Annotated in this window: 19 protein-coding genes, 2 tRNA genes and 1 other RNA gene; 7 read left to right on the top strand and 15 right to left on the bottom strand. The window is 69.0% G+C overall.

Features of this window, described 5'->3' with window-relative positions:
* Positions 1 to 4: 4 nt before the first annotated feature.
* Positions 5 to 1,282, top strand: coding sequence for a Mur ligase family protein (locus tag BN4252_RS07805; protein ID WP_066528636.1), 1,278 nt, complete (start codon positions 5 to 7; stop codon positions 1,280 to 1,282).
* The gene (locus tag BN4252_RS07800) at positions 1,275 to 2,030 is read left to right on the top strand and encodes a type 1 glutamine amidotransferase (protein ID WP_066528634.1); all 756 of its coding nucleotides are present in this window, start codon (positions 1,275 to 1,277) and stop codon (positions 2,028 to 2,030) included. Before BN4252_RS07805 ends, BN4252_RS07800 begins: the two co-directional genes overlap by 8 nt.
* A gap of 193 nt (positions 2,031 to 2,223) precedes the next feature.
* Here BN4252_RS07800 and recR read toward each other — a convergent pair whose 3' ends face one another.
* The 5 genes from recR to ffs all read right to left on the bottom strand — a co-directional run bounded on the left by recR (position 2,224) and on the right by ffs (position 7,096).
* Positions 2,224 to 2,850, bottom strand: coding sequence for a recombination mediator RecR (gene recR, locus BN4252_RS07795; RefSeq protein ID WP_066528632.1), 627 nt, complete (start codon positions 2,848 to 2,850; stop codon positions 2,224 to 2,226).
* A 151-nt stretch (positions 2,851 to 3,001) separates the two neighbouring features.
* Complete coding sequence (locus BN4252_RS07790; RefSeq protein WP_066528630.1) at positions 3,002 to 3,388, bottom strand: YbaB/EbfC family nucleoid-associated protein; 387 nt, start codon at positions 3,386 to 3,388, stop codon at positions 3,002 to 3,004.
* Positions 3,389 to 3,466: 78 nt separating this feature from the next.
* Entirely contained in the window at positions 3,467 to 5,626 is a 2,160-nt protein-coding gene (locus BN4252_RS07785) for a DNA polymerase III subunit gamma and tau (protein ID WP_066528627.1), read from the bottom strand.
* 80 nt (positions 5,627 to 5,706) lie between these two features.
* Complete coding sequence (locus BN4252_RS07780; protein WP_066528624.1) at positions 5,707 to 6,975, bottom strand: aminotransferase class I/II-fold pyridoxal phosphate-dependent enzyme; 1,269 nt, start codon at positions 6,973 to 6,975, stop codon at positions 5,707 to 5,709.
* A gap of 23 nt (positions 6,976 to 6,998) precedes the next feature.
* An RNA gene (gene ffs / locus BN4252_RS07775) (signal recognition particle sRNA small type) lies at positions 6,999 to 7,096 on the bottom strand.
* Positions 7,097 to 7,213: 117 nt separating this feature from the next.
* Here ffs and BN4252_RS07770 point away from each other — a divergent pair.
* The 3 genes from BN4252_RS07770 (at position 7,214) to BN4252_RS07760 (ending at position 10,064) form a co-directional block, all read left to right on the top strand.
* Positions 7,214 to 7,299, top strand: a tRNA-Ser gene (locus BN4252_RS07770).
* Between the two features lie 81 nt (positions 7,300 to 7,380).
* On the top strand, positions 7,381 to 7,893 hold the full coding sequence (locus BN4252_RS07765) for a ferritin (protein ID WP_066528621.1): 513 nt from the start codon (positions 7,381 to 7,383) through the stop codon (positions 7,891 to 7,893).
* Positions 7,894 to 8,315: 422 nt separating this feature from the next.
* The gene (locus tag BN4252_RS07760; RefSeq protein ID WP_230208607.1) at positions 8,316 to 10,064 is read left to right on the top strand and encodes an alkaline phosphatase D family protein; all 1,749 of its coding nucleotides are present in this window, start codon (positions 8,316 to 8,318) and stop codon (positions 10,062 to 10,064) included.
* On the opposite strand, the gene gluQRS is transcribed toward BN4252_RS07760, so the two are convergent.
* Positions 10,061 to 10,978: a tRNA glutamyl-Q(34) synthetase GluQRS gene (gluQRS, locus tag BN4252_RS07755; protein WP_066528606.1), complete on the bottom strand. Its 918-nt coding sequence runs from the start codon at positions 10,976 to 10,978 to the stop codon at positions 10,061 to 10,063. The genes BN4252_RS07760 and gluQRS overlap by 4 nt on opposite strands.
* A gap of 19 nt (positions 10,979 to 10,997) precedes the next feature.
* Here gluQRS and BN4252_RS07750 point away from each other — a divergent pair, with 19 nt between their 5' ends.
* The gene (locus BN4252_RS07750; RefSeq protein WP_066528595.1) at positions 10,998 to 11,651 is read left to right on the top strand and encodes a queuosine precursor transporter; all 654 of its coding nucleotides are present in this window, start codon (positions 10,998 to 11,000) and stop codon (positions 11,649 to 11,651) included.
* On the opposite strand, the gene BN4252_RS07745 is transcribed toward BN4252_RS07750, so the two are convergent.
* The 8 genes from BN4252_RS07745 to BN4252_RS07710 all read right to left on the bottom strand — a co-directional run bounded on the left by BN4252_RS07745 (position 11,635) and on the right by BN4252_RS07710 (position 17,491).
* Entirely contained in the window at positions 11,635 to 12,063 is a 429-nt protein-coding gene (locus BN4252_RS07745) for a type II toxin-antitoxin system VapC family toxin (RefSeq protein ID WP_078056833.1), read from the bottom strand. The two genes, BN4252_RS07750 and BN4252_RS07745, sit on opposite strands and share 17 nt — an antisense overlap.
* Positions 12,060 to 12,302, bottom strand: coding sequence for a type II toxin-antitoxin system Phd/YefM family antitoxin (locus BN4252_RS07740; RefSeq protein ID WP_066528587.1), 243 nt, complete (start codon positions 12,300 to 12,302; stop codon positions 12,060 to 12,062). The genes BN4252_RS07745 and BN4252_RS07740 overlap by 4 nt, the downstream gene beginning before the upstream one ends.
* Before the next feature lie 69 nt (positions 12,303 to 12,371).
* A complete protein-coding gene (tgt, locus tag BN4252_RS07735) occupies positions 12,372 to 13,625 on the bottom strand; it encodes a tRNA guanosine(34) transglycosylase Tgt (RefSeq protein WP_230208605.1) in 1,254 nt (417 codons plus the stop codon).
* Positions 13,622 to 16,000: an MMPL family transporter gene (locus BN4252_RS07730; protein WP_066528579.1), complete on the bottom strand. Its 2,379-nt coding sequence runs from the start codon at positions 15,998 to 16,000 to the stop codon at positions 13,622 to 13,624. Before BN4252_RS07730 ends, tgt begins: the two co-directional genes overlap by 4 nt.
* 74 nt (positions 16,001 to 16,074) lie before the next feature.
* Positions 16,075 to 16,162: transfer RNA gene (locus BN4252_RS07725), tRNA-Ser, on the bottom strand.
* A gap of 53 nt (positions 16,163 to 16,215) precedes the next feature.
* Entirely contained in the window at positions 16,216 to 16,452 is a 237-nt protein-coding gene (locus BN4252_RS07720) for a CsbD family protein (protein ID WP_066528577.1), read from the bottom strand.
* Positions 16,453 to 16,545: 93 nt separating this feature from the next.
* Positions 16,546 to 17,022, bottom strand: coding sequence for a nucleoside deaminase (locus tag BN4252_RS07715; protein ID WP_066528575.1), 477 nt, complete (start codon positions 17,020 to 17,022; stop codon positions 16,546 to 16,548).
* Positions 17,009 to 17,491 carry a tRNA adenosine deaminase-associated protein gene (locus tag BN4252_RS07710; protein WP_066528571.1) on the bottom strand — a complete coding sequence of 161 codons (483 nt, stop codon included), beginning with the start codon at positions 17,489 to 17,491 and terminating at the stop codon, positions 17,009 to 17,011. The genes BN4252_RS07715 and BN4252_RS07710 overlap by 14 nt, the downstream gene beginning before the upstream one ends.
* Positions 17,492 to 17,563: 72 nt before the next feature.
* On the opposite strand from BN4252_RS07710, the gene BN4252_RS07705 reads away from it, so the two are divergent.
* Complete coding sequence (locus tag BN4252_RS07705; RefSeq protein ID WP_066528568.1) at positions 17,564 to 18,580, top strand: prephenate dehydrogenase; 1,017 nt, start codon at positions 17,564 to 17,566, stop codon at positions 18,578 to 18,580.
* Positions 18,581 to 18,657: 77 nt separating this feature from the next.
* Here BN4252_RS07705 and BN4252_RS07700 read toward each other — a convergent pair whose 3' ends face one another.
* On the bottom strand, positions 18,658 to 21,189 hold the full coding sequence (locus BN4252_RS07700; RefSeq protein WP_066528566.1) for a hypothetical protein: 2,532 nt from the start codon (positions 21,187 to 21,189) through the stop codon (positions 18,658 to 18,660).
* Positions 21,190 to 21,211 lie beyond the last annotated feature (22 nt).

Below are 21,211 nucleotides of genomic sequence, written 5' to 3'. Positions count from 1 at the left end.
GCGCATGAATCCGAAAGGACCCCTTGCCCGGATCCGCTCCCAGATGGCGCTCTCGGCTGCCCGCCTGGCCACCACGGCGTCGCGCGCCACCGGCCGCGGCGCCGGCGGCATGATCGGCGGCCTTGTTGCCGGGGCGATCGACCCGACCATCATGGACCACCTCGGCGGCGGGCGCCCCGCGGTGCTGGTCACCGGCACCAACGGCAAGTCCACCACCACCCGCATGCTGGCGGGCGCGCTGCGCACCACCCACACCGTGGCCACCAACGACGGCGGCGACAACATGGACGCCGGCATCATCTCCGCGCTCATGGCGGGCCGCGACGCCTCCCACGTGGTGCTGGAGGTGGACGAGCTGCACGTGCCAAAGGTGGCGGAACGTCTCGAACCGCAGGCGATCGTCCTGCTCAACCTCTCGCGCGACCAGCTGGACCGGGTGGGCGAAATCAACTCCATCGAACGGGCCCTGCGCGCCGCGGTGAATGCGCACCCGGAGGCCACCGTCATTGCCAACTGCGACGACGTCCTAGTCACCTCCGCCGCCTGGGACCACCCCAACGTGGTGTGGGTAGCCGCCGGTGCCGGCTGGCTGGGGGATTCCGTGACCAACCCCCGCTCCGGCGGCCACATCGTGCGCACCGACGACGGGGACTGGTACGGCATCGAACAGCAGGGGGGCGCCCGCGAGTTCCGCCGCCCTACCCCCCACTACTCCGTGGACGAGGCCGGCCTGCACACCCCCGCCGGCACCGTGCCCCTGGACCTGAAGCTGCCGGGGCGCGCCAACCGGGGCAACGCTGCCCAGGCCATCGCCGCCGCGGTGGAGGCCTTCGGCGTGCCCCTGGACAAGGCGGTGCGCGCCGCCGAGGAGGTGGACAACGTTGCCGGGCGCTACACCACCGTGCACCTCGGCGAGCGCGACGTGCACCTGCTCCTGGCCAAGAACCCGGCCGGCTGGCAGGAGGCGCTGAGCATGCTGGACCGGGACGCGGACGGCGTGGTCATCGCCGTGAACGCCCGCCAGGGCGACGGCGAGGACGTGTCCTGGCTGTGGGACGTGGCCTTCGAGGACTTCGGGGACACCAAGGTGGTGGCCGCCGGCGAGCGCGCCACCGACCTGGCGGTGCGCCTGCTCTACGCGGGAATCGACCACCAGCTGGTGCACGACCCGGTGGAGGCCATCCGCGCCTGCCCGCCCGGGCGCGTGGAGGTGCTGGCCAACTACACCGCGCTGCTCAACCTGCGCCGCGCGCTGAGCAAGGAGGAGGACTACCGTGCCTAAGCTCACCATCGGCCTCGTGTTGCCGGACGTGCTGGGAACCTACGGCGATGACGGCAACGCGCTCGTCCTGCGCCAGCGTGCCCGCCTGCGCGGCATCGACGCCGAGGTCCGCCGCATCCTACTCACCCAGGACATCCCCGCCGACTGCGACGTCTACACCCTCGGCGGCGGCGAGGACTCCGCCCAGGTGATCGCCGCCGCCCGCCTCGCGGCCTCCCCGGGCCTGCAGGCTGCGGCCGCCGACGGTCGCCCCATTTTCGCCGTGTGCGCCGGCATGCAGGTGCTCGGCCACAGCTTCTTCGCGCACGGCACCGAGGCCCAGGGCATTTCGCTTCTCGACGTCTCCACCCAACCACTCCCCTCTCGAGCCATCGGCGAAGTCGCCTCGCGCCCCACCCGCGCCGGCGTCACGGCCCAGCTCACCGAACCGCTGACCGGCTTTGAGAACCACATGGGCGCCACCACCCTCGGGCCCGCCGCCGAGCCGCTGGGCAAGGTCACGCGCGGCACCGGCAACGGCGCGGGCGCCGGCTCCGATTCCGCCGGCTCTGCCGTGGAGGCCGTGGAAGCCGTCGAGGGCGTGGTGCAGGGCAGCATCATCGCCACCTACATGCACGGCCCGGCCCTGGCGCGCAACCCCCAGCTCGCAGACCTGCTGCTTGCGCAGGCCCTGGGCGTGCGCCTCGAGGACCTCGAGCCCCTCGAGATCCCCGTCATCGACCGCCTCCGCATGGAGCGCCTGAGCTAGCGCCTCTGATGCCCGCCGCTTCGATGTCTGCTAGTGGCTGCTAGCACACAACGCCCCAACGCCGAACTTCGTCACTGCGTGAGCAGGCATTTCGCTCTGACCAAATAAATGCGTGCTAGCGCCCCCGCCCAGGCTGCTAGCACACATGCCCGCGGCTGCGCCACCGGCGCCCCGGGCGCCCCGCCCCGCCCGCCTACAGCTTCAGCCGCCCGCTGAGCGCCCGGGACAGCGTCAGCTCGTCCACAAATTCCAGGTCCCCGCCCAGCGGCATCCCGGAGGCGAGCCGGGACACCGTGAGGTCCGGGAAGTCCTTCAACAGCCGCGCGATGTAGGACGCTGTCGCCTCACCCTCGGTGTCCGGGTCGGTGGCCAGGATCACCTCGGTGATGTCCGGGATCTCCCCGTCCGGCAGATCCGGCTGCACCCCGCCAATGCGCTGCAGCAGCGAGGCGATGGCCAGGTCTTTGGGCCCGATGTTGGCCAGCGGGTCGAGCGCCCCGCCCAGCACGTGGTAGCGCCCGGTGTACTCGCCGGTGCGCTCGATCACCTGGATGTCCTTGGCGTCCTCCACCACGCACACCGTGCTCTTATCGCGCCCCGAGTCTGCGCAGATGCGGCACACCTCCTCGCGCGAGACGTTGTTGCAGATGCGGCAGAAGGTCACGCCGTCCCGCACCGCCGCCAGCGCCGCGCGCAGCCGGTCGATGTCCTCCGGCTCGGTTTGCAGCAGGTAGAACGCGATGCGCTGCGCCGACTTGGGGCCCACGCCGGGCAGGCGCGCGAACTCGTCGATCAGGTCTTGCAGCGGTCCTTCGAACATGGCACTCCTCGGTAACCGTGAACTTTGTTACAAAAATGGCGTCAGATTCTTCATTTCCCCAGGTCGCCGAAACGCGTCCGGAAGAAAGTTCACTGCGCCGGCCACGCAAAAGCGCCCAGCCGCGGTGGCTAGGCGCTCGTGGCGGGGCAGGTTAGATGATGCCGCCGAAAGGAACCTCGCCCGGGCCGGCCGGCTGGCCGCCGCCGAACGGGCCGTCCTGCGCGCCGCCGGCAACGCCGGTGAGCGGGCCAATCTTCTCCTGCGCGAGCTGGCCGGCCTTGTTGTGGGCGTCGCGGTACGCGGCGAGGATGAGGTCCTGGAGGGTCTCGATGTCCTCCGGGTCCACGGCCTCCGGCTTGATGGTGAGGTCAGTAATCTCGGCGCCACCGGTCATGGTGACGGTGACGAGCTCGCCGCCGGCGGAGCCAACCACGGTGGTGTTCAGCAGCTCCTCTTGCGCCTGCTGCAGCGCGGCCTGCACCTCGGCGGCCTGGCGGATGAGTTCCTGCATGTCTGCCGGCATGTTCGGCTGGGTCATGGGTGTACCTTTCGCTTGGGTGTATTCTCCGCCCCACTGTACCCGCTCCCCACCGGGGTGGCGGGCCGCGCCCGGGGCCTACAGCGGTCGGGCGCCGAGCTCGCTGGCCAAGAGCTCCATCGCCACCTCGGTCGCGTCGCGGCGGTCGAAGGAGCTCGCCTCGCTCACGGCCTGGTCCGCCATGTCGCGCTCCTCGTCCTCGCGGGTGTATTCGGAGGCGGGAGCGGGCTCAATGCTTGTCGACGACTCCGACCCAACCTTCTCCTCCCCCCTCAACGGGTCCGGCGTGACGGGCGATGCCTCCCGGGCCTCCCCGCCGCCAGCTTCCCACGGATCGTAGGGCGGCTCGTCCTCGGCGGGCTCGGGCGGCGGCGGGATGTCGTCGCGCTCGCGCTTGGACTTCGAGGCCGCCTGCTCGCCGGCCGCGCGCGCCGCGGACTGCCAGTCCTGCGCCGCAGCCCGCGCAGGGGCGGGGTCTTCGGAGCCGCCGTCCCCGTCGCTTTCACTACTGCCTCCGGCCCCGGACTCCCCGCCGCCGGGGTTCCACACCTCGCGCCGCCCGCCGGCCTTCACGCCGGCCGCGGCCGGATCCGTTCCAATCACGCACCGCACCGCAACGTCCGCGCGCAGCTTCTCGGAAAACACCGCCGCGATGTCCGGATTATTGCTCGAGGCATTGATTCGCTCAGCCAGGGCACCCGTGTTGTGCCCCACCACCAGTGTATTTCCGTCGAAGCCGAGCGGCCTGGCCTCGGTGAGCATGATCTCTGCCACCTTGTTTCGCTCACCGACGGATTGCCGCAGCGAGGTCCAGTCCCGCTGCACGCGATCGAACAGCTCGTCGTAATTGATGGGATCGGGGCGTTCGCTTGCCGACGTCCCCGGCTCCCGCTCCGGCTCCCGGCGCTCCGGCTCCGGCTCCGGGCGCTTGGGCGCGGCAGGCTGCGGCTCGCTGGGCGCCGGCGTGGAGGAGCTGTGCACACCACGCCCCGCGGCGGCCGCGGCAGCAGCCGCCGCAGCTGCTGCCCCGCCGCCCTGTCTGCCGCCCGCCGCAGGGGCCGGCTGGGCGGTCGGTTGGGCGGTCGGCTGGGCGGTCGGCGTGGCCGGCGCAGCGGCCGCGGCCGGGCCGAAGGCGGCACCGCCGGCGGGCATGGTGAGCAGGTGGGCCATCACCACCTCCAGCAGCAGGCGCGGGGAGGTGGCGCCGCTGAGCTCCGGGATGCGGTTGTTGACCTCGGTGGCCAGCGCGGCGAGCTGAGGGGCGGTGAACTGGTCTGCTTCGGCGCGGAGGATCTCGGCGCGGTCCACGGGTGCGTCGACAAGCGATTGCCCAAAGGCGTCCGGCACGCTCTTGATCAGGAGCAGGTCGCGGAGGCGGTCGAGCAGGTCGGTGGCGAAGCGGCGCGGCTCGTGGCCGGCCTCCATCACGGCGTCGATGGTGCGGAACGCCGCCGACGCGTCGCGGGTGGCCAGGGCGTCGATCGCGGCATCCATGAGCGAAAGGTCCGTGACGCCGAGCAGCGGCAGCGCCAGCTCGTAGGTCAGGCCGTCCGGGCCCGCGCCGGAAAGCAGCTGATCCAGGATGGACAGCGTGTCTCGCGGAGAGCCGCCGCCGGCACGGATGACAAGGGGGTACACGTTCTCGTCCACGTGCACGCCCTCCTCCGCCACCACCTTCTCCAGCAGCTCGCGCATCTTCGCGGGGGCGAGGAGGCGGAAGGGGTAGTTGTGGGTGCGGGAGCGGATAGTGCCCAGCACCTTCTCCGGCTCGGTGGTGGCGAAGATGAAGATGAGGTGCTCCGGCGGCTCCTCCACGATCTTCAGCAGGGCGTTGTTGCCTTCCTTGGAGATCATGTGGGCCTCATCGATGATGAAGACGCGGTAGCGGGACTCCGCCGGCGCGAACACGGCGCGCTCGCGCAGCTCGCGCATGTCCTCCACCTTGCCGTGCGAGGCGGCGTCGAGCTCCATCACGTCCAGGTTGCCCGGGCCGCCCGGGGCGAGCGCGACGCAGGAAGCGCACACGCCGCAGGGGGTCGAGGTCGGCCCCTCCACGCAGTTGAGGGAGCGGGCGAGGATGCGGGCGGAGGACGTCTTGCCGCAGCCGCGCGGGCCGGAGAAGAGGTACGCGTGCGCGATCCGCCCGTTGTCCAGGGCGGTGGATAGGGGTTTGGTCACCTGCTCTTGGCCGATGACCTCTCCAAACGTCGCGGGGCGATATTTCCGGTAGAGAGCCACGCGCCCAACTCTAGTGGCTACAACCGACACCGGGCCGCGAGCCCGCTGCCGGTCGCCCGCTGCCCGCTACCCGCTACCCGCTACCGCTCGAGCGCCGCGAGGAGCACGCAGGTGGCCACCCCGTCCATGGCCTCCTCCACCTGCTCGATCGGCGGCATCGACGGCGCGAGGCGGATGTTGCGGTTCTCCGGATCCGTCCCGTGCGGGAAGGCGGAGCCGGCCTTGGTCAGGTTGATGCCCGCCTCCTTGGCCAGCTTCCACACGCGCGTAGCCGTGCCCGGCACCACGTCCAAAGAGATGAAGTAGCCGCCTTGCGGCTCGGTCCAAGACGCCACGCCCAAGCCGCCCAGGCGGTCCTCCATGATGCGCAGCGCCGCGTCGAACTTCGGGCGCAGCGAGCCCGCGTGCTTGCGCATCAGCGCGCGCACCCCCTCCGCGTCGCCCAACAGCTCCACGTGCGCCAGCTGGTTCTCCTTGTTCGGGCCGATGCCGCGGATGCCCGCGATGCCGCGGTACCAGTCCAGGTTGTCCTTGGACGACGCGAAGAAGGACACGCCCGAGCCCGCGTGCGTGATCTTGGAGGTGGAGCTCATGTACCAGAAGCGGTTCGGGTTGCCCGCCTCTGCCGCCATCGCCAGCACGTCCGGGTTCTCCGGGAACTCGTCGGTGAAGGTGTGCACCGCGTACGCGTTGTCCCAGATCACCCGGAAATCGGGCGCGCCCGTCTCCATCGCCGCCAGGCGCTCGGCGGTCTCGCGGGAGTAGACCGCGCCAGTGGGGTTGGCGTAGATGGGCACGCACCAGATGCCCTTCACCTGCGGGTCGAGCACAAGCTTTTCGACGCTCCCCATATCCGGACCGTTCTCCCCCATCGGGACAGGAACCAGCTCGAAGCCGAACTGCTCGGTGATGGCGAAGTGGCGGTCGTACCCCGGCACCGGACACAGCCATTTCACCGTCTCCTCTCGGCTCCATGGCCGCGGCGAATCGTTGGTGCCGAACGCGTAGGCGAAGGAGATGAGGTCAAACATGATGTTGAGCGAGGAGGCGTCGCCCGCGATGACGTTGTCCGGGTTGATGCCCAGCACCTCGGCCCACAGTTCGCGGATCTCGGCGATGCCGTCGGAGCCGCCGTAGTTCCGCACGTCCACGCCGCCCGCGGTGATGTAGGTGTCCTTCCCCGGCAGCGCCAGGAGATCCTGCGAGAAGTCCAGCTGCTCGCTCGACGGCTTGCCTCGCGTGAGGTCCAGCTGCAGGTTCTTGGCCTTGAGCTCCTCGTAGCGCTTGCGCACGTCCGCCTCGAGGGCCTCGCGTTCCCGGGGATCCAGTTCGTTCAAGGGGGTTGCCATGAACCGTGATTCTACCCACAGAAAGATTTAGGGGACCTCACGCACCTGACAGAGCTCGCTGACCCTTGCTGCGTTCCCGCCCTGGGGGAGTTCACAAGATAACACCGCGTGAGATCCTGCCCCACACTGTAGCGGGGGCCGTCGCCCGGACACAACCTGCCCCACTGGCCAGGTGTTTTGGCCGGGCGCACGGGGTGGTCTAACATGTCCGGAGACGCTTTCGGGCGTTGTAACAACTGGAGGATTCGACTAGCGGCCTATGTCACACGCCTGGAACGCGTGCGGGTAGCAATACCCTCGTGGGTTCAAATCCCACATCCTCCGCCGTATCCGGAACCGATCCGTGTGCTCTTTGGTGGGCGGCGGATCGGTTTCGTCGTTAAGCAAGGCTCCCCTTACCGTACAATGGCGGCCATGATTAACGAACAGCTCAAAGAAGCCATTACCCAGCAGGTCACCGAGGAGTACGGGGCCGCCTACACCTACCGCTACCTGGCCAACGAGATGGACGCGCTGTCCTTCCCTGGCATGTGCGCGTGGTTCACCGCGCAGGCGCAGGAGGAGCTGGAGCACGCGCAAAAGTTTGCGCAGCACCTGATCGACCGCGGCGAGCACGTGCAGCCACGCACCATCGAGGCCAACGCGCCCGAGATCCACGGCCCGCTCGACGCCTTCCGCGCCGCCCTCGAGCACGAGCGCAAGGTCTCCGAGCAGATCCGCACCATCACCCGCACCGCCGACGAGGTGGGCGACTTGGAGTCCCGCGGACTGCTCAACTGGTTCCTCACCGAGCAGGTTGAGGAGGAGGCGACCGTGGGCGAGATCGTGGATCAGCTCGAGCTCGTCGGCGCCGACGGTTCGGGGCTGTTGCGTATCGACGCCGCCCTTGCCAACCGCGGCACCACCCTGCCGCAGTAAGGCTGCGCCCGCGGGGGCGGCGGCGCGGGGGCGGCCTCTCCGGGGCGGCCGGACACCGCCCAGGCCCCTTCCGTACCCAAATGGTCATCAGTACCTGGTCATTAGTCATCGTCGCTTGGTAATACGAATCGGCGGGTCATCGACTAATGACCAGGTACTGATGACCATATGCCGTTCTGAGCCCCCGCCACCCCCCCCCCCCGCCCCCCCGGCCCCCCCCCCGGCCCCCCCCCCCGCCCCCGCGGGGAAACACCCTGCCCTATAAACCACTGACTCCGCCGACGAACCTACCCCGTTCACACTCGGTGTGCCCGTCCCCCGGGCGCAACCAAGGTAAACAGCAGCAGAACTTGCGGCGAAACCTGCGCAAAATCGCCCTCCCCACCGCGCGGGATAGGGGAACCTGCCCGAACATGTGAGGCGTGACAGGTTACGAGCCCCGGCAGACCGTGCCACAACCCGCGCCACAACCCGCGCCACAGACCCGCCGCCACGTCTCCCGCCGCACCTTCCTGCGCGCCACCGCGGTGACCACGGGTGCCGCCGGCGCGGGGATCACCGTCACCGCGCGGGCGCAGAGCTCCCAGACCGCCGCCCCGGCGCTGGCGGAGATGGACCTGCTGCCGCTGCCGTTCGTGCACGGCGTGGCCTCGGGGGATCCGCTGCCGGATTCGGTGGTGCTGTGGACGCGGGTGACTCCGGATGAATCCGCCACCCCGGGCAGCGGGCTGGGCGCCCCGACGCGGCTGCGCTGGGAGGTGGCGCTGGACCCGGGCTTCGGCCGCGTTGTGCAGGCGGGCGAGGTGGACTCCAGCGCCGAGACGGACCACACCATCCACGTTGATGTGCGGGGCTTGGGCGCGGGCACCGTCTACTTTTACCGCTTCACCGTTATCGGCGGCCCGCACGCGGGTGCCGTCTCCCCGCTGGGGCGCACCAAGACCGCCCCGCCGGCGGGCGCGCCCCTGGCCCGGCAGCGGTGGGCGGTGGCGTCTTGCGCGAACTGGGAGGCTGGCTTCTTCTCGGCGTACGCGGACATGGCAGAGCGCGGCTGGGCGGGGGACCTGGACCTCACCGTCTTTTTGGGCGACTACATCTACGAGTACGCCCAGTACGAGTACGCGGGCTACGGCCCAGTGCGCCTCCACGCCCCGGCGCACGAGATTGTGAGCCTGGCGGATTACCGCACCCGCTACGGCCGCTACCGCACGGACCCGGCGCTGCAGAACGCCCACGCGGCCCTGCCCTGGATTGTGGTGTGGGACGACCACGAAGTGGCCAACAACAACTGGCGCGACGGCGCGGACAACCACGACGCCTCCGAGGGGGACTTCTACACCCGGCGCGACGCCGCCATCCGCGCGTACTACGAGTGGATGCCGGTGCGCACCACCCAGGGGTCGCAGGAGGGCCACATCTACCGCTCCTTCACGTTCGGCGACTTGGTGGAGCTGACCATCATGGACCTGCGCACGTTCCGCGACGTGGAGTTCTGGCGGGGCGGCTCCCGCCAGCCGGGGGATGCGCGCACGATGCTGGGCTCGGAGCAGTACAACTGGCTCATCGGCACGCTGGAACGCTCGCGCACGAAGTGGAACGCGCTGGGGAATTCGGTGATGTTCTCCCCCATGCGCCTGGGCGCGGTGGTGCAGAACCCGGCGACGCGCCCGGTGGCCAAGGCGCTGTCCTCCAACATCCTGTCCTCGTCGGTGCAGGCGCCGGGCATCGACGAGGTCCCGCTGAACGGGGACCAGTGGGACGGCTACGACTTCGAGCGCCGCCGCCTGATCAACGAGCTGGGCCGCCTGGGCAAGCACCCGATCTTCCTCACCGGTGACATCCACTCGGAGTGGGCGCACACCATCACGCACAACGACACCCAGATTGGCTGCGAGGTGGTGTGCACCTCCATCACGGCGCCGAACGTGTCGGAGTCGACCAAACTGCGCCCGGGCCACCCGCTGCTGCGCACGGCCGAGGGATACATGCGCTCGGCCAACCCGCAGCTGCGCCACTGCGCGCTGGACACGCACGGCTACAGCGTGGTCACCATCACCGACGCCGAGGTGATGGCGGAGTGGATGCGCGTGGACGACATCCTCGCCCCCCTCTCCCCGGTCCGCCCGGCGGTGGCGCTGACGTGGCGCAAGAGCGTGGGCTTCACCGCCTAGGCCCACACCCAAGGTTCGCGCGGCAGGTCCGCGGGCTCGAAAGCCTGGGCCAGTTCCGCGAGGGTGCCCACGCCCGGGTGCCCGAGGGACGCCGCGATCGCCTCCACCACCGGCCGGTAGTCCCCGTCGGGCGCCATCTCGCGCAGGGTCACCGCCCCATCGCGCTTTGCTAATCTGCGCCCCCCTCGAGACACCACCAACGGCACGTGCACGTACCCCGGCTCCGCGTAGCCCAACAGGTGCGCCAGGTAGGCCTGCGCCGGCGCGGATGCCAAAAGGTCGTCGCCGCGCACCACCTGGTCCACGCCCTGGTAGCCGTCGTCCACCACCACGGCCAGGTTGTACGCCCAGTCCCCCGCCTGCGCCTGGTCCACCCGCCCGCCGCGTTTGAGAATCACGTCGTCCACCGCGCCCGTGTACTCGCCGCGCAGCGCGTCGCGCACGGTCCACTCGGGGGCTTGTGCTTTGAGACGCACGGCCGGCAGGCGCCCTTCTGTGTGCAAAAGGGAGCGTCGAGAAGCACGCTCCTGATCGGTGAGGTTCCGGCACGTGCCCGGGTACATGCCCGGCTGGGCGTGGGGCGCGGAGGCGGCCTCGCGGATGTCGCGGCGGGTGCAGTAGCACTCGTAGGTGGGCAGCGCGGCGAGCGCCTCGGCGTAGGCCGCGCCGCGTTCGTGCTGGTAGAGCACCGGATCGTCCCACTCGATGCCCAGGGCGGCGAGGTCCTCGAGCTGGCGTTGGGCCGACTCCTCGCTGGAGCGCTCCGAGTCGATGTCCTCCACGCGCATGTAAAAGCGGCGGCCGGACTGGCGCGCGAACAGCCACGCGAGCACCGCCGTGCGCAGGTTGCCGAAGTGGAGGTCCCCGCTCGGGCTGGGCGCGTACCTGCCGGCCGGGCCTTGAAATGCTGACATATGTGCCATGATATTGCGCATGTCACCCCGCGTTACCCGCTCGCCGTTCCCGTACCTGGTCGCCGTGTTCTGCGCCGTGTTCCTCATCTCCAACATCACCGCGCAGAAGGGCGTCGCCCTCGGCCCGTTGATCACCGACGGCGCCTTCTTCCTCTTCCCCATCTCCTACGTCATCGGCGACGTGATCGCCGAGGTCTACGGCTACAACGCGGCCAAGCGCGCGGTGTTCACCGGCTTCGGCATAGCGCTGCTGGCGGTCGCGTCCTTCTACATCGCCATCGCGCTGCCGGCCGCGGACTTCTACGACATGCAGGACACGTTTGCCGCCGTACTCGGGCTGCTGCCGCGCATCGTCGCCGCCTCCCTGGCCGGCTACGTGGTTGGCCAGCTGCTCAACGCGTGGGTGCTGCAGCGGATGAAGGACCGGTTTGGCACCGGCAACCTGTGGGCGCGCCTGATCGGCTCCACCATCGTCGGCGAGTTCGCCGACACCCTGCTCTTCTGCTCCATCGCCGCCGGGGTGATCGGCATCGCCACCGCGGGCGAGTTTGTGAACTACGTGGTGGTGGGCTTCCTGTGGAAGACCCTCATGGAGGTCATCCTCCTGCCCATCACCTACCCCACCATCGCGTGGGTGCGGCGGAAAGAAGAGGCGCTTAACGCGACCTCGTAGACCATGGGTTGACCCACGGCACCCCGAGATTTACAAAGTCCCGCTCGTTGCGGGTAACCACGCTCAACCCGTGCACCTGTGCAGTCGCCGCAATGAAGAGGTCCGCGAGCGGCCGTGGGTCGATGGCTTGTACATCAGCCGCTGCCACGGCAACCTCACTGTCGAAGGGCAACGTTCGTTCTTGAAATAACGGCTTCACTTGACCCTCAAGCCATAGCCGCAGACGAACTCCCTGATCTGGATCAACCCGTTCCTTGCGCTGCACTCCCACTTCTAGCTCAAATATGGTTAATGCAGAGACATACTGAGCGTCGAGAGGATGCCGCTGCGACCACTCTAAAACTCCACGGTCGACTTTTGTGGCGGGCTTCCGCAACTCGCTCACCACGTTTGTATCGAGTAGGTACCTCAAAACTTCGGTATCCGAGGCTCGAAGTCAACGCGCGGGGGATCGAATTCTATTTCGTCGCCGTCCATGTGCAGCAAACTGGCCCAATCCGTCGTCTGAGCCACCAGCGCTGAGTAACGCTCGGCTGAGAGCAACACGTGTGATGCCCTGCCGCTATCGGTGATGACTACCGGCTCCTGCAGCGCAGCTCGCTTTGCAGCTCCCACGTCCCGGCTGAATTCATTGGCACTCAAGGTTGTCATAGCCCACCTCCTGCAAAGACGCAGGTACAGAGTAAAGCGGGGCTGTGAGAACGTCAATACCCTCAGCAACTAGCGGCGGGACGCGTAGTAGCGCCCCAAGAACTCGTCCCGGTACGCCTCGTAATCCCCGGCCTCGATCGCGGCGCGGATGTTGTCCACCAGGCGGATCATGAACTCCAGGTTGTGCATCGTGCACAGCGTGCCCGCCAGGTACTCCTTGGCCTTGAGCAGGTGGTGGATGTAGGCGCGCGAGTAGTTCTCGGAGACGTCCCCGCCGAACTCCTCGTCCACCCCGCGGAAATCCCGCTTGAACTTCGCGCCAGCGAGATTCAAACGCCCATCCAGGGTGTACACGCCGCCGCGGCGCCCGAGGCGGGTGGGGGCGACGCAGTCGAAAGTGTCCGCGCCGGCCTCCACGGCAGTGAAGATGTCGTCCGGCTCCGAGATACCCAGCAGGTGGCGGGGCATGTGCTGCGGCAGCTCGTCCGTCACCCAGCCCACGATGGTGCCTAGGTTCTCCTTCTCCAGCGCGCCGCCGATACCGAAGCCGCCGAATCCGCGCCTGCCTGCGTCGCGCGCCTCCCGGTCCAGCTCGAGCAGGCCGCGCGTTGCTTGTCTACGCAGGTCTTCATACTGGGCACCTTGCACCACACCCCACAGCGATTGCTTGGGTTTACCTACCCGCTCGCGGGTGAGGCGGTCGTGCTCGTCCAGGCAGCGCTTGGCCCAGCGGCGGGTGCGCTCCACCGAGTGCTCCTGGTAATCCCGGGTGTCCACCAGCGTGGTCAGCTCGTCGAAGGCGAACATGATGTCCGCGCCGAGGGAGTGCTGGATCTGCATGGACCCCTCGGGCGTGAAGCGGTGCGCGCTGCCGTCGATGACGGACTTGAAGTCCACGCCGTCATCATCCACCCGGGCCATGCGGTCCTTGTTCGCGGCGCGGATGTCGCTCTCGGTCAAGCCGGCGATGTCCATGGCCAGCACCTTTTTAAAGCCCACGCCGAGGCTCATCACCTGGAAGCCGCCCGAGTCGGTGTAGGTGGGGCCGTGCCAGTTTTCAAAGGCGGCCACGCCGCCCGCCTCGTCCACGATGTCCGGGCCGGGCTGTAAGTACAGGTGGTAGGCGTTGGAGAGGATGGCCTGCGCGCCGGTCTGACGGATCTGCTCCGGGGTGAGCGTTTTCACCGTGGCCTTCGTGGCCACGGGGATGAACGCGGGCGTGGCGATGTCGCCGTGGGGGGTGTGGATGGTGCCGGTGCGGCCGTGCGCACCGGGTGCGTCGTCAAGCACAATGCCCTGCTCAAACGTGATGTCTTCACTCACTTCGCTACCTCCAATTCGGTGCCCTCAACATCGACCTCGGGCAGGATGCGGTCCAGCCACCTGGGCATCCACCAGGTGGAGCGGCCGAGGATGAACATGGTGGCGGGGACCAGGGACATGCGGACGAAAAATGCGTCGAACAGCACGGCGGCGCCGAGCGCGAAGCCGAAGATCTGGATGAACGGCAAAGGCTGGTTAATAAAAGCCACGAACACCGAGATCATGATGATCGCCGCGGCCGTGACCACGCGCGCGCCCTGGGTAAAGCCCTCCACGGCGGCCTCCTCCACCGCGCGGCGCTCGGCCTCCGGGTCGCCCGCGCCGCGCAGCTCGATGTAGTGCTCGCGGATGCGGGTAACCAGGAAGACCTGGTAATCCATGGCCAGGCCGAAGGTGACGCCGATGAGGAAGATGGGCAGGAAGGACAAGATGGGCGCCGGGGTGTTCACCAGGCCCCACAGGCCGTCCTGCCACACCAGCACCGTCAGGCCGAACGCGGCGCCGACCGAGAGGAGGAAGCCCAGGCCGGCCACCAGCGGCACCATGATGGAGCGGAAGACAATCATCAGCAGCACGATGGCCAGGCCCACCACAATGGCCAGGTAGAGCGGCATGGCGCCGGAGAGCTCCTCGGTGATGTCCATCTGCACGGCGGTGAGCCCGGTCAGGCCAACGTGCACGCCGGTGGCGTCCTCGATCCGGGCGTCGGACTCGCGCACCCCGTGCGCCACCTCAAGGGTGTGCTCCTCCTCCGGGCCGCCGTCCGGGGTGGCCAGGATCTGCGCGGCGGTGAAGTCCTCGTTCACCCCGATGATCTGGGCGTGCTCGATGCCGGCCACCGCGTTGGTTTCCTGCACCGCGTACAGGAAACTGGCCAAGGCCGCCTTCTGGGCGCGGCCGCCGGCGGCATCCGGGATGGCGTTCATGTACGGCCGGAGGATTTCGGCGTCCGGGTTCACGGCGTGGGCGTCCACCACCATCAACAGGGGCGCGTTCACGCCGGGGCCGAAGCCCTCCGCCATCAGGTCGGCGGACTTGCGCTGCGTGGTGTCCTTGTTGGAGGTGCTGTCTGAGGGCAGGGCCATCTCCAGGCCCAGCACCGGGGCGGACATGGCGCCGAGGCCCAGCACCACCGCGGCCATGACCACGGCCGGGAACTTGCGCACAAAGCCCACCCAGCTGCGGCCCATGGAGCGGGTGTCCAGGTCCTTGCCCGGGCGTGCGCCGGGGCCCGCGTTGCCGGCGATGCCCGGGATCTTCAGCCCGAAGGCTCGCTCACCCCACGCGCCGAGCAGCGCCGGCAGCATGGTCAGCGCCACCAGCACCGACACCAGCACGGTGAAGGCGGCGGCCAGGCCCATCCAGGAGAGGAACTCGATGCCGGCCAGCACGAGCGCCACCAGCGCCACAAACACGGTGGTGCCGGCGAAGACCACGGAGGAACCGGCGGTGCCCACCGCCATGCCCGCTGCCTCGGGCCCCGGGAGGCGGCGGCGCTCCTGGCGGTAGCGCGACAGGATGAACAGGGAGTAGTCAATGCCCACCGCCAGGCCGATCATGACGGCCAGCACCGGGGTGACGTCATTGAGCTCCACCCAGTGCGTGGTGGTGAGGATGGCCAGCGCGCCGATGCCCACGCCCACCACGGCGGCCACAATCGGCATGGTCGAGGCGATCAGGGAGCCGAAGGTGACCATGAGCACCAGAAGGGCCACGCCGATACCGATCAGCTCGGAGGTGGTGTTCACCGCGATGGCGTCGCCGTAGCCGGGGCCGCCCGCCTCCACCTGCAGGCCGGCTTCGCGCCCGATCTCCATGGCGTCCGCCACCACCTGCTTGTCCTCGTCCGTGACGGCGAAGTTGGTCTCCGCGTCGAACTCGAAGGTGGTGTAGCCGATCCGGGCGTCGTCGGAAAGCATGCGCAAGTAGTACGCGTCCTGCTTCGCGGCCTCCTCCGGCAGGCCCATCGCCGTCATCTGCCCCACCACCTGCCGCCCCAGGTCGTGGTTCACGCGCACCGGGTTGCCGAAGCGCTCCGTGCCCTCGATGCCGCCCAGGTTGTCGCGGATGTAGTCCACGGTGGCGTCCATCGCCGCCATGTACGCAGGCGCGTCGAGCCGCTGGCCCTCGGGTGCGGCGAAGACGAGGTTCACGCTGGGGGCTTTGGCAATGCCGCCCTGGCCCGGAAAGTTGTCATCCAGCGTCTGCAGCGCGTCGATGGCCGGCGTGCCGGAGACGTTAAAGTCCGAGGAGAACGGCTTGGACAGGGCGAACGCCGCACCCGCCGCGGCCGCCAGGATGAGCAGCCACGCGAGGATCACGCGCCACGCGTGCACGTAGGACCAGCGCCCAAGCTTGTACAGCAGTTTCGCCACAGCCACATCCTTCCCGGGTGCAAAACTTTAAAAAACCGGCACCGCCTGCGGCTGCAGGTGGTGCCGGTTATGTTTGGCGGTAGCGGCGGGATTTGAACCCGCGGTGGTTTGACCCACACTCGCTTTCGAGGCGAGCACCTTCGGCCGCTCGGACACGCTACCGCTAGCTAGCGTAACGGGTGAGCGTCCACGCGGCCAAATTGCTCGCGAGGCGCCTAGCGGTTCTCGGCCTCGTTCTCAGCCTCGTGCTCGTTGACCTTGTCCTCGACCTTGGCGGCAACCTCGTTGGCCTTGTCCTTGATCGCGTCGCCGGCCTCGGCGAGCTTCTCCTTCGCGCCGCCGAGGAGGCTGTCGGCCTTGCCCTCGTTCTGCAGCTGCTCGTTGCCGGTAACCTCGCCGGCTGCCTGCTTCAGATCGCCCTTGAGCTGGTCGCCCTTGCCTTCAAAAGCCATGATGGATCTCCTTTTCGTTGACGTAACGTGTTCCACCTAGTGTAGGGACGAAAGCTTGGGGCGGGGTAACAATTCCATTACAGGAGCGTTTGCTTATCGACGCTCCCGGAAGAACGCCCCCACCACCTGCGCCGCCTCCTCCTCCAGCACGCCGCCCCGGACCTCCACCTGGTGGAGGTGGTGCGGGTCCCGGATGGCGTCGAAAAGCGAGCCCACCGCCCCCGTTTTCGGCTCGAACGCGCCGAAGACCACCGAGCGAACCCTGGCGCCGAGTATGGCGCCGGCGCACATGGTGCACGGCTCGAGGGTGACCACCAACTCGCAGCCGTCGAGGCGCCACGAGCCGAGGGTGCGGGCGGCGTCGCGGATGGCCTCAACCTCGGCGTGCGCGGTGGGGTCCAAGCGCGCCTCGCGACGGTTCACGCCGCGGCCGATGACCTCGCCGGACGGCGAGTAGACCAGAGCCCCCACGGGTACGTCCCCCGGCGGCGTGGTCCGCGCCAGGGCGAGCGCCTCGCGCATCCGCTCCCGCGCCACCCGCTCCGGGCGGCTGGGGCTAGCCAACGGCATCCGTGAGCTCGTCCAAAAACCCCAGGTCCTCGGCGATGGTCTCGGCGAGATCGCGCGGATCCGCGTCGTCATCGAGCAGGATGCTCAAACGCTCCTCGGACAGGCCGAGGTCCTCGAAGATGGCGAAGTCCCCCTCGGCCCACGCCTCCACGTCATCCAGCTCGTCCGGGTCGATGTCCGGCACCTCGTAGCCTGCCTCGTCCAGGATGTCCGCGGCGAAGTCGTCGTCCACCGCCATCGTGGCGTCGGAAAGCAGGAGGCGCGTGCGACTCGGGCCCGGGCGCACCACCACCAGGTAGTCCTCCTCCACGTTGAGGATGGCAAAGGCCGCGCCCTCGCTGCGCAGCGCGCGCACCGCCTTGATGGAGGTGCTCAGGTCGGTGAAATCGTCCTCGAACTCGCGCACCACCCAGCCGCCGTCCGCGCGCGCGACCGTGCCCGCGTAGCCGTCCTCGTACTCCTGCGTCATGTTGCCCCGGCGTGGTCCGTCCCCGCCCCGCCCGCCCCGCCGCGCAGGCGCACTCGCCTACACTCGGACGGCATGAGCGACACCCCCACCCTCCGCCCCGTGTGCATCATCGGCAACGGTTTGATCGGCGGCTCCCTGATGCGCGACCTGGCGGCGCACGGTGAGCGCGTGTTCGGTTACACGCACTCCGGCGCGGGGGCGCGCAAGGCCGCGGCCGACGGCTTCGACGTCTCCACCGACCTGCCCGGGGTTCTGCGCCGCGCCGAGGAGGTGGGCGCCCTGATCGTGATCGCGGTGCCCTTCGACGTGGTGGCGGAGGTGCTGGACGCCATCGCAGCGCACGCCCCCACCTGCGGCATCACCGACGTGGTTTCCGTGAAGCGCCCGGTGCACGACCTGGTTGCTCAGCGCGGCATGCTCGAGCGTTACGTGGGCGGGCACCCCATGGCCGGCACCGAGGCGTCCGGCTGGGCCGCCTCGCAGGAGGGCCTGTTTGTGGGCGCCGCGTGGGTGGTCACGTACGACTACGCCGCAGAGGTCGAGCGCGTGCCCGCCGCCTGGGCCGACTTGTTCCGCGAGGTGTGCACCATGGCGGCGCTTGTGGGCGCCGAGTCCGTCCCCGTCTCGGCCGTGAAGCACGACGAGGCCGTCGCGCGCGTCTCCCACCTGCCGCACGTAATTGCGGAGTCCCTCTCCATCGTCGGCGACCGCGGCCGCACCCTCGCGCAGTCCCTCGCCGCCGGCTCCTTCAAGGGCGCCACGCGGGTGGCCGGCACGCAGCCCTCGCTGGTGCGCAACATGTGCGAGACCAACGCGGAACCGCTGGTGGGCGTGCTGGACGAGTTCATCGAGGTGCTGCAAGACGCCCGCGACAGCCTCGCCGCCGAGCACCCCTCGATGGAGCACCTCGCTGAGGCCGGGCACCGCGCCCACGTGCGCATGTCCGCCCGTTCCGGCGCCCGCCGCGAGTCCGTCTCCCCCGTGGCCATTTCTTCGCGCCCCGTCATGCGCGTCCACCCAGGCGGCCCCGGGTGGGTGCAGCAGCTGCAGCAGATCGAGTCGCTCGGCGGCCGCGTCGAGGTGTTTTAGGGGGCTTTTGCTTCTCGACGCCCCCTAGCCCCGCGCTTGGGCACAGCCCCCAGCGCGAGGCCCCTTGCGCGAGACCCCTACGCGTCTCGGCGGCGGCCGAAGGCGATGTATGCCCCGCCGATCAGAAGCGCCAGCACACCCAGCGTGATCACCGTGGTCATCGGGGTACCGGTATCCGCCAGATCCCCGTCACGCGCGGTGGTCTTGGTGGTGGACGTGCTGCTCTTGGTGCTCTTTGTGGACTTGCTGCCGCCGTTCGAGCCGCCGGAGCTGGCCGAGCCGCCCGAGCTCGCCTTCTTCCCCGCCGTGGTGGAGGCCGCGGTGGTGCGGCCGGTGACCACCGTGTCATTCAGGTTGGTGCTGCGCACGCCCGTGGTTGCCGTGGTGGTGGCGGACGTGGTCTTGGTGGTCGTGCTCTTGCCGGAGCGGCCGTTCAGGCCCGCGCCCACCGCAGCCGGACCCGCGATGGCGGCCACCAGCGGCTGCACCTCCTCGATCACGTCTAGGATCTCCTGCGGGCGCGACTTGGTGGAGCTGGTGGTGGTGGAGGCCTTCGGGAGCTTCAGCTCGAGATATTCCTTGGTCACCACAACATCCTCGGAGGTGGTCCGGTAACCGGACGGCGCCGTCTTCACCGAGAGCGTCAGCTTTTTATCGCTCTCTACCGGGCCCGGAATGTAGACAGCCACCCAGCCGTTCTCGTCGGTCAGACCGGCGTTCTCGGAGGTGTCGTTTAGGTTATCCCAGGTGCGGGTCTCGATCTTGGTCGCGCCCATGTTGTAGACCTGGGCGAACTGAACCGGGTCCCCGTTCGCGGTCACCACACGGACCTTAATGGTCTGCCCCTCGACCGTTTTCCCGGTGGCGGGCTTGCTGGCCTCGGATGAGGTCTGCTGATCCAACTGGATCTCTCGATCAGTGCCGCCCGCGGAAACTCGGATGTCCTTCTCAATACTTCCGAATTTGAGCTTCACCGGGTAGGAACCCGTGGCGGGCACCCGGATGAGCGCTACGCCGTTCGCGTCAGTCTTCGGATCAATAATTGTTACATTCTTGTCCGAGCTCGTGATCTCCGCGTCCGCAATGCCCTTGCCGGCGAGTTTGACGGTGAGCTGTACCTCAACCGACGCCGCAGCCTTATCGGTGTCCTTGTCGGCGGCGGGCGCGTCAGCCTCGCCGTCGGTGCCTGCGAACAGGGTAACGCGGTGGCTCAGCTCGCCCGCGGTCACCGTGGAGGGCTGGCCGTCGATGTAGGCGGTCACGTCGCCGGCGGAAGCCGGGATCTCCGCGGAGGCCTGGCCGTTCTTGTCGGTCTTGGTGGAGATGCCCAGCTCGTCGATCTCCACGGCTACGCCGGACTTGGCGTGGCCGGCGTCGTCGGCGACGGTGAACTTGACGGTGCGGTCCTGCGCCGGAGCCTCGGTGGTGGTCACCGCGGGCACGGCCTGGGTGTCGGCGGGCTGCTCGGGGGTGGCGGTTTGGTCCTCGGGTGCGTCGACAAGCGATGCGCTCTCAGACGCGGTCGGCTCCGACGAGGGCGCAACCACGGTGGGCACGCTGAAGGTGGGCGCGGCCTTCTTGGTGGTGGGCGAGACCGGTGCGCTGCCCGGCAGCGGGGCCGGCTTGTCCACCTGGGTGACCGGCTTGTACGGCGCGCCGACGCGCAGGTAGGCGATCTCGCGCAGGTTGTCGATGATCTCTCCGCCGAAGTTTGTGGCGGTGACCTCGTCGCCGCGCACCTCGAGGGTACGTGCCTCATCGTCCGCGAACACCAGCGTGTCCCGGTTCTTGGTGTAGGCGTAGTTCAGGCCCCCCAGCTCCTGCGGCTTGGCGCCGGCGGCGACCTTCAGCTCGGAGATGCGGATGCGGCCGGTGGTGGTGTCCAGCGCCCACTTGTACTCGCGGCCCTCCGGCGAGGAGGACACGGCGTAAAGCTCGTGCTCGTTCTCGCCGAGCGAGGCCCACGCGCTGGGCAGCCCGACGTCACCCGGGTTGCCCTCCACCTTCAGCTTCAGGCTCTTCACGGGCACGGCGGTGATCTGCTCCACGCGCTCCTTCACCACATCATCCGAGAGGTCGATGGTGCGGATCTGGGAGCCGGAGAAGAGCACGAGGGTGCCGTGCGGGGTGAAGGCGGCGGAGGCGATGTCCTTGGTGTCCACACCCTTGAGGTCGAGCGCGCCGAGGTCCGCGACCTCATCCATCCACGGGATGAAGCGCAGCAGGTGGCCGGCCGGCTTGCCGCCCTCGCCCGTGGAGACTGCGTAGAGGCGGTCCGCCGACGGGTTGTGCGCCACCGCGGTGTAGGTCCAGCCGCCGGAGGAGTAGCGCGCGTTGGCGCTGCCGCTGCCCGCGTGCGGGGTAAGGATGGAGCCCGCGGCGCGCTCCAAGCTGCCCACGCCGTTCTGCAGGGTGGCCACGATGCGCTTCACGTCGGAGGGATCGGCCTTCGGCGCCGCGGCCGGGGTGGCGGCGGCCGGCGCATCCGGGGCCGGGGTGCTCAACGAGGGCGACGGCTGCGCCTCGGCAGGCGCGACCGTAGCTGCGCCGGCGACCGCGATGGCCAGCGAAATGCCAGCAACGCGACGGGGGTTCCTTGAATTCTTCATGCGTACCTCTCGTTGAATAAGG

It is taken from the genome of Corynebacterium bouchesdurhonense, assembly GCF_900078305.2.
Classification (GTDB): domain Bacteria; phylum Actinomycetota; class Actinomycetes; order Mycobacteriales; family Mycobacteriaceae; genus Corynebacterium; species Corynebacterium bouchesdurhonense.
This window is presented reverse-complemented; position numbering and strand designations above follow the sequence as displayed.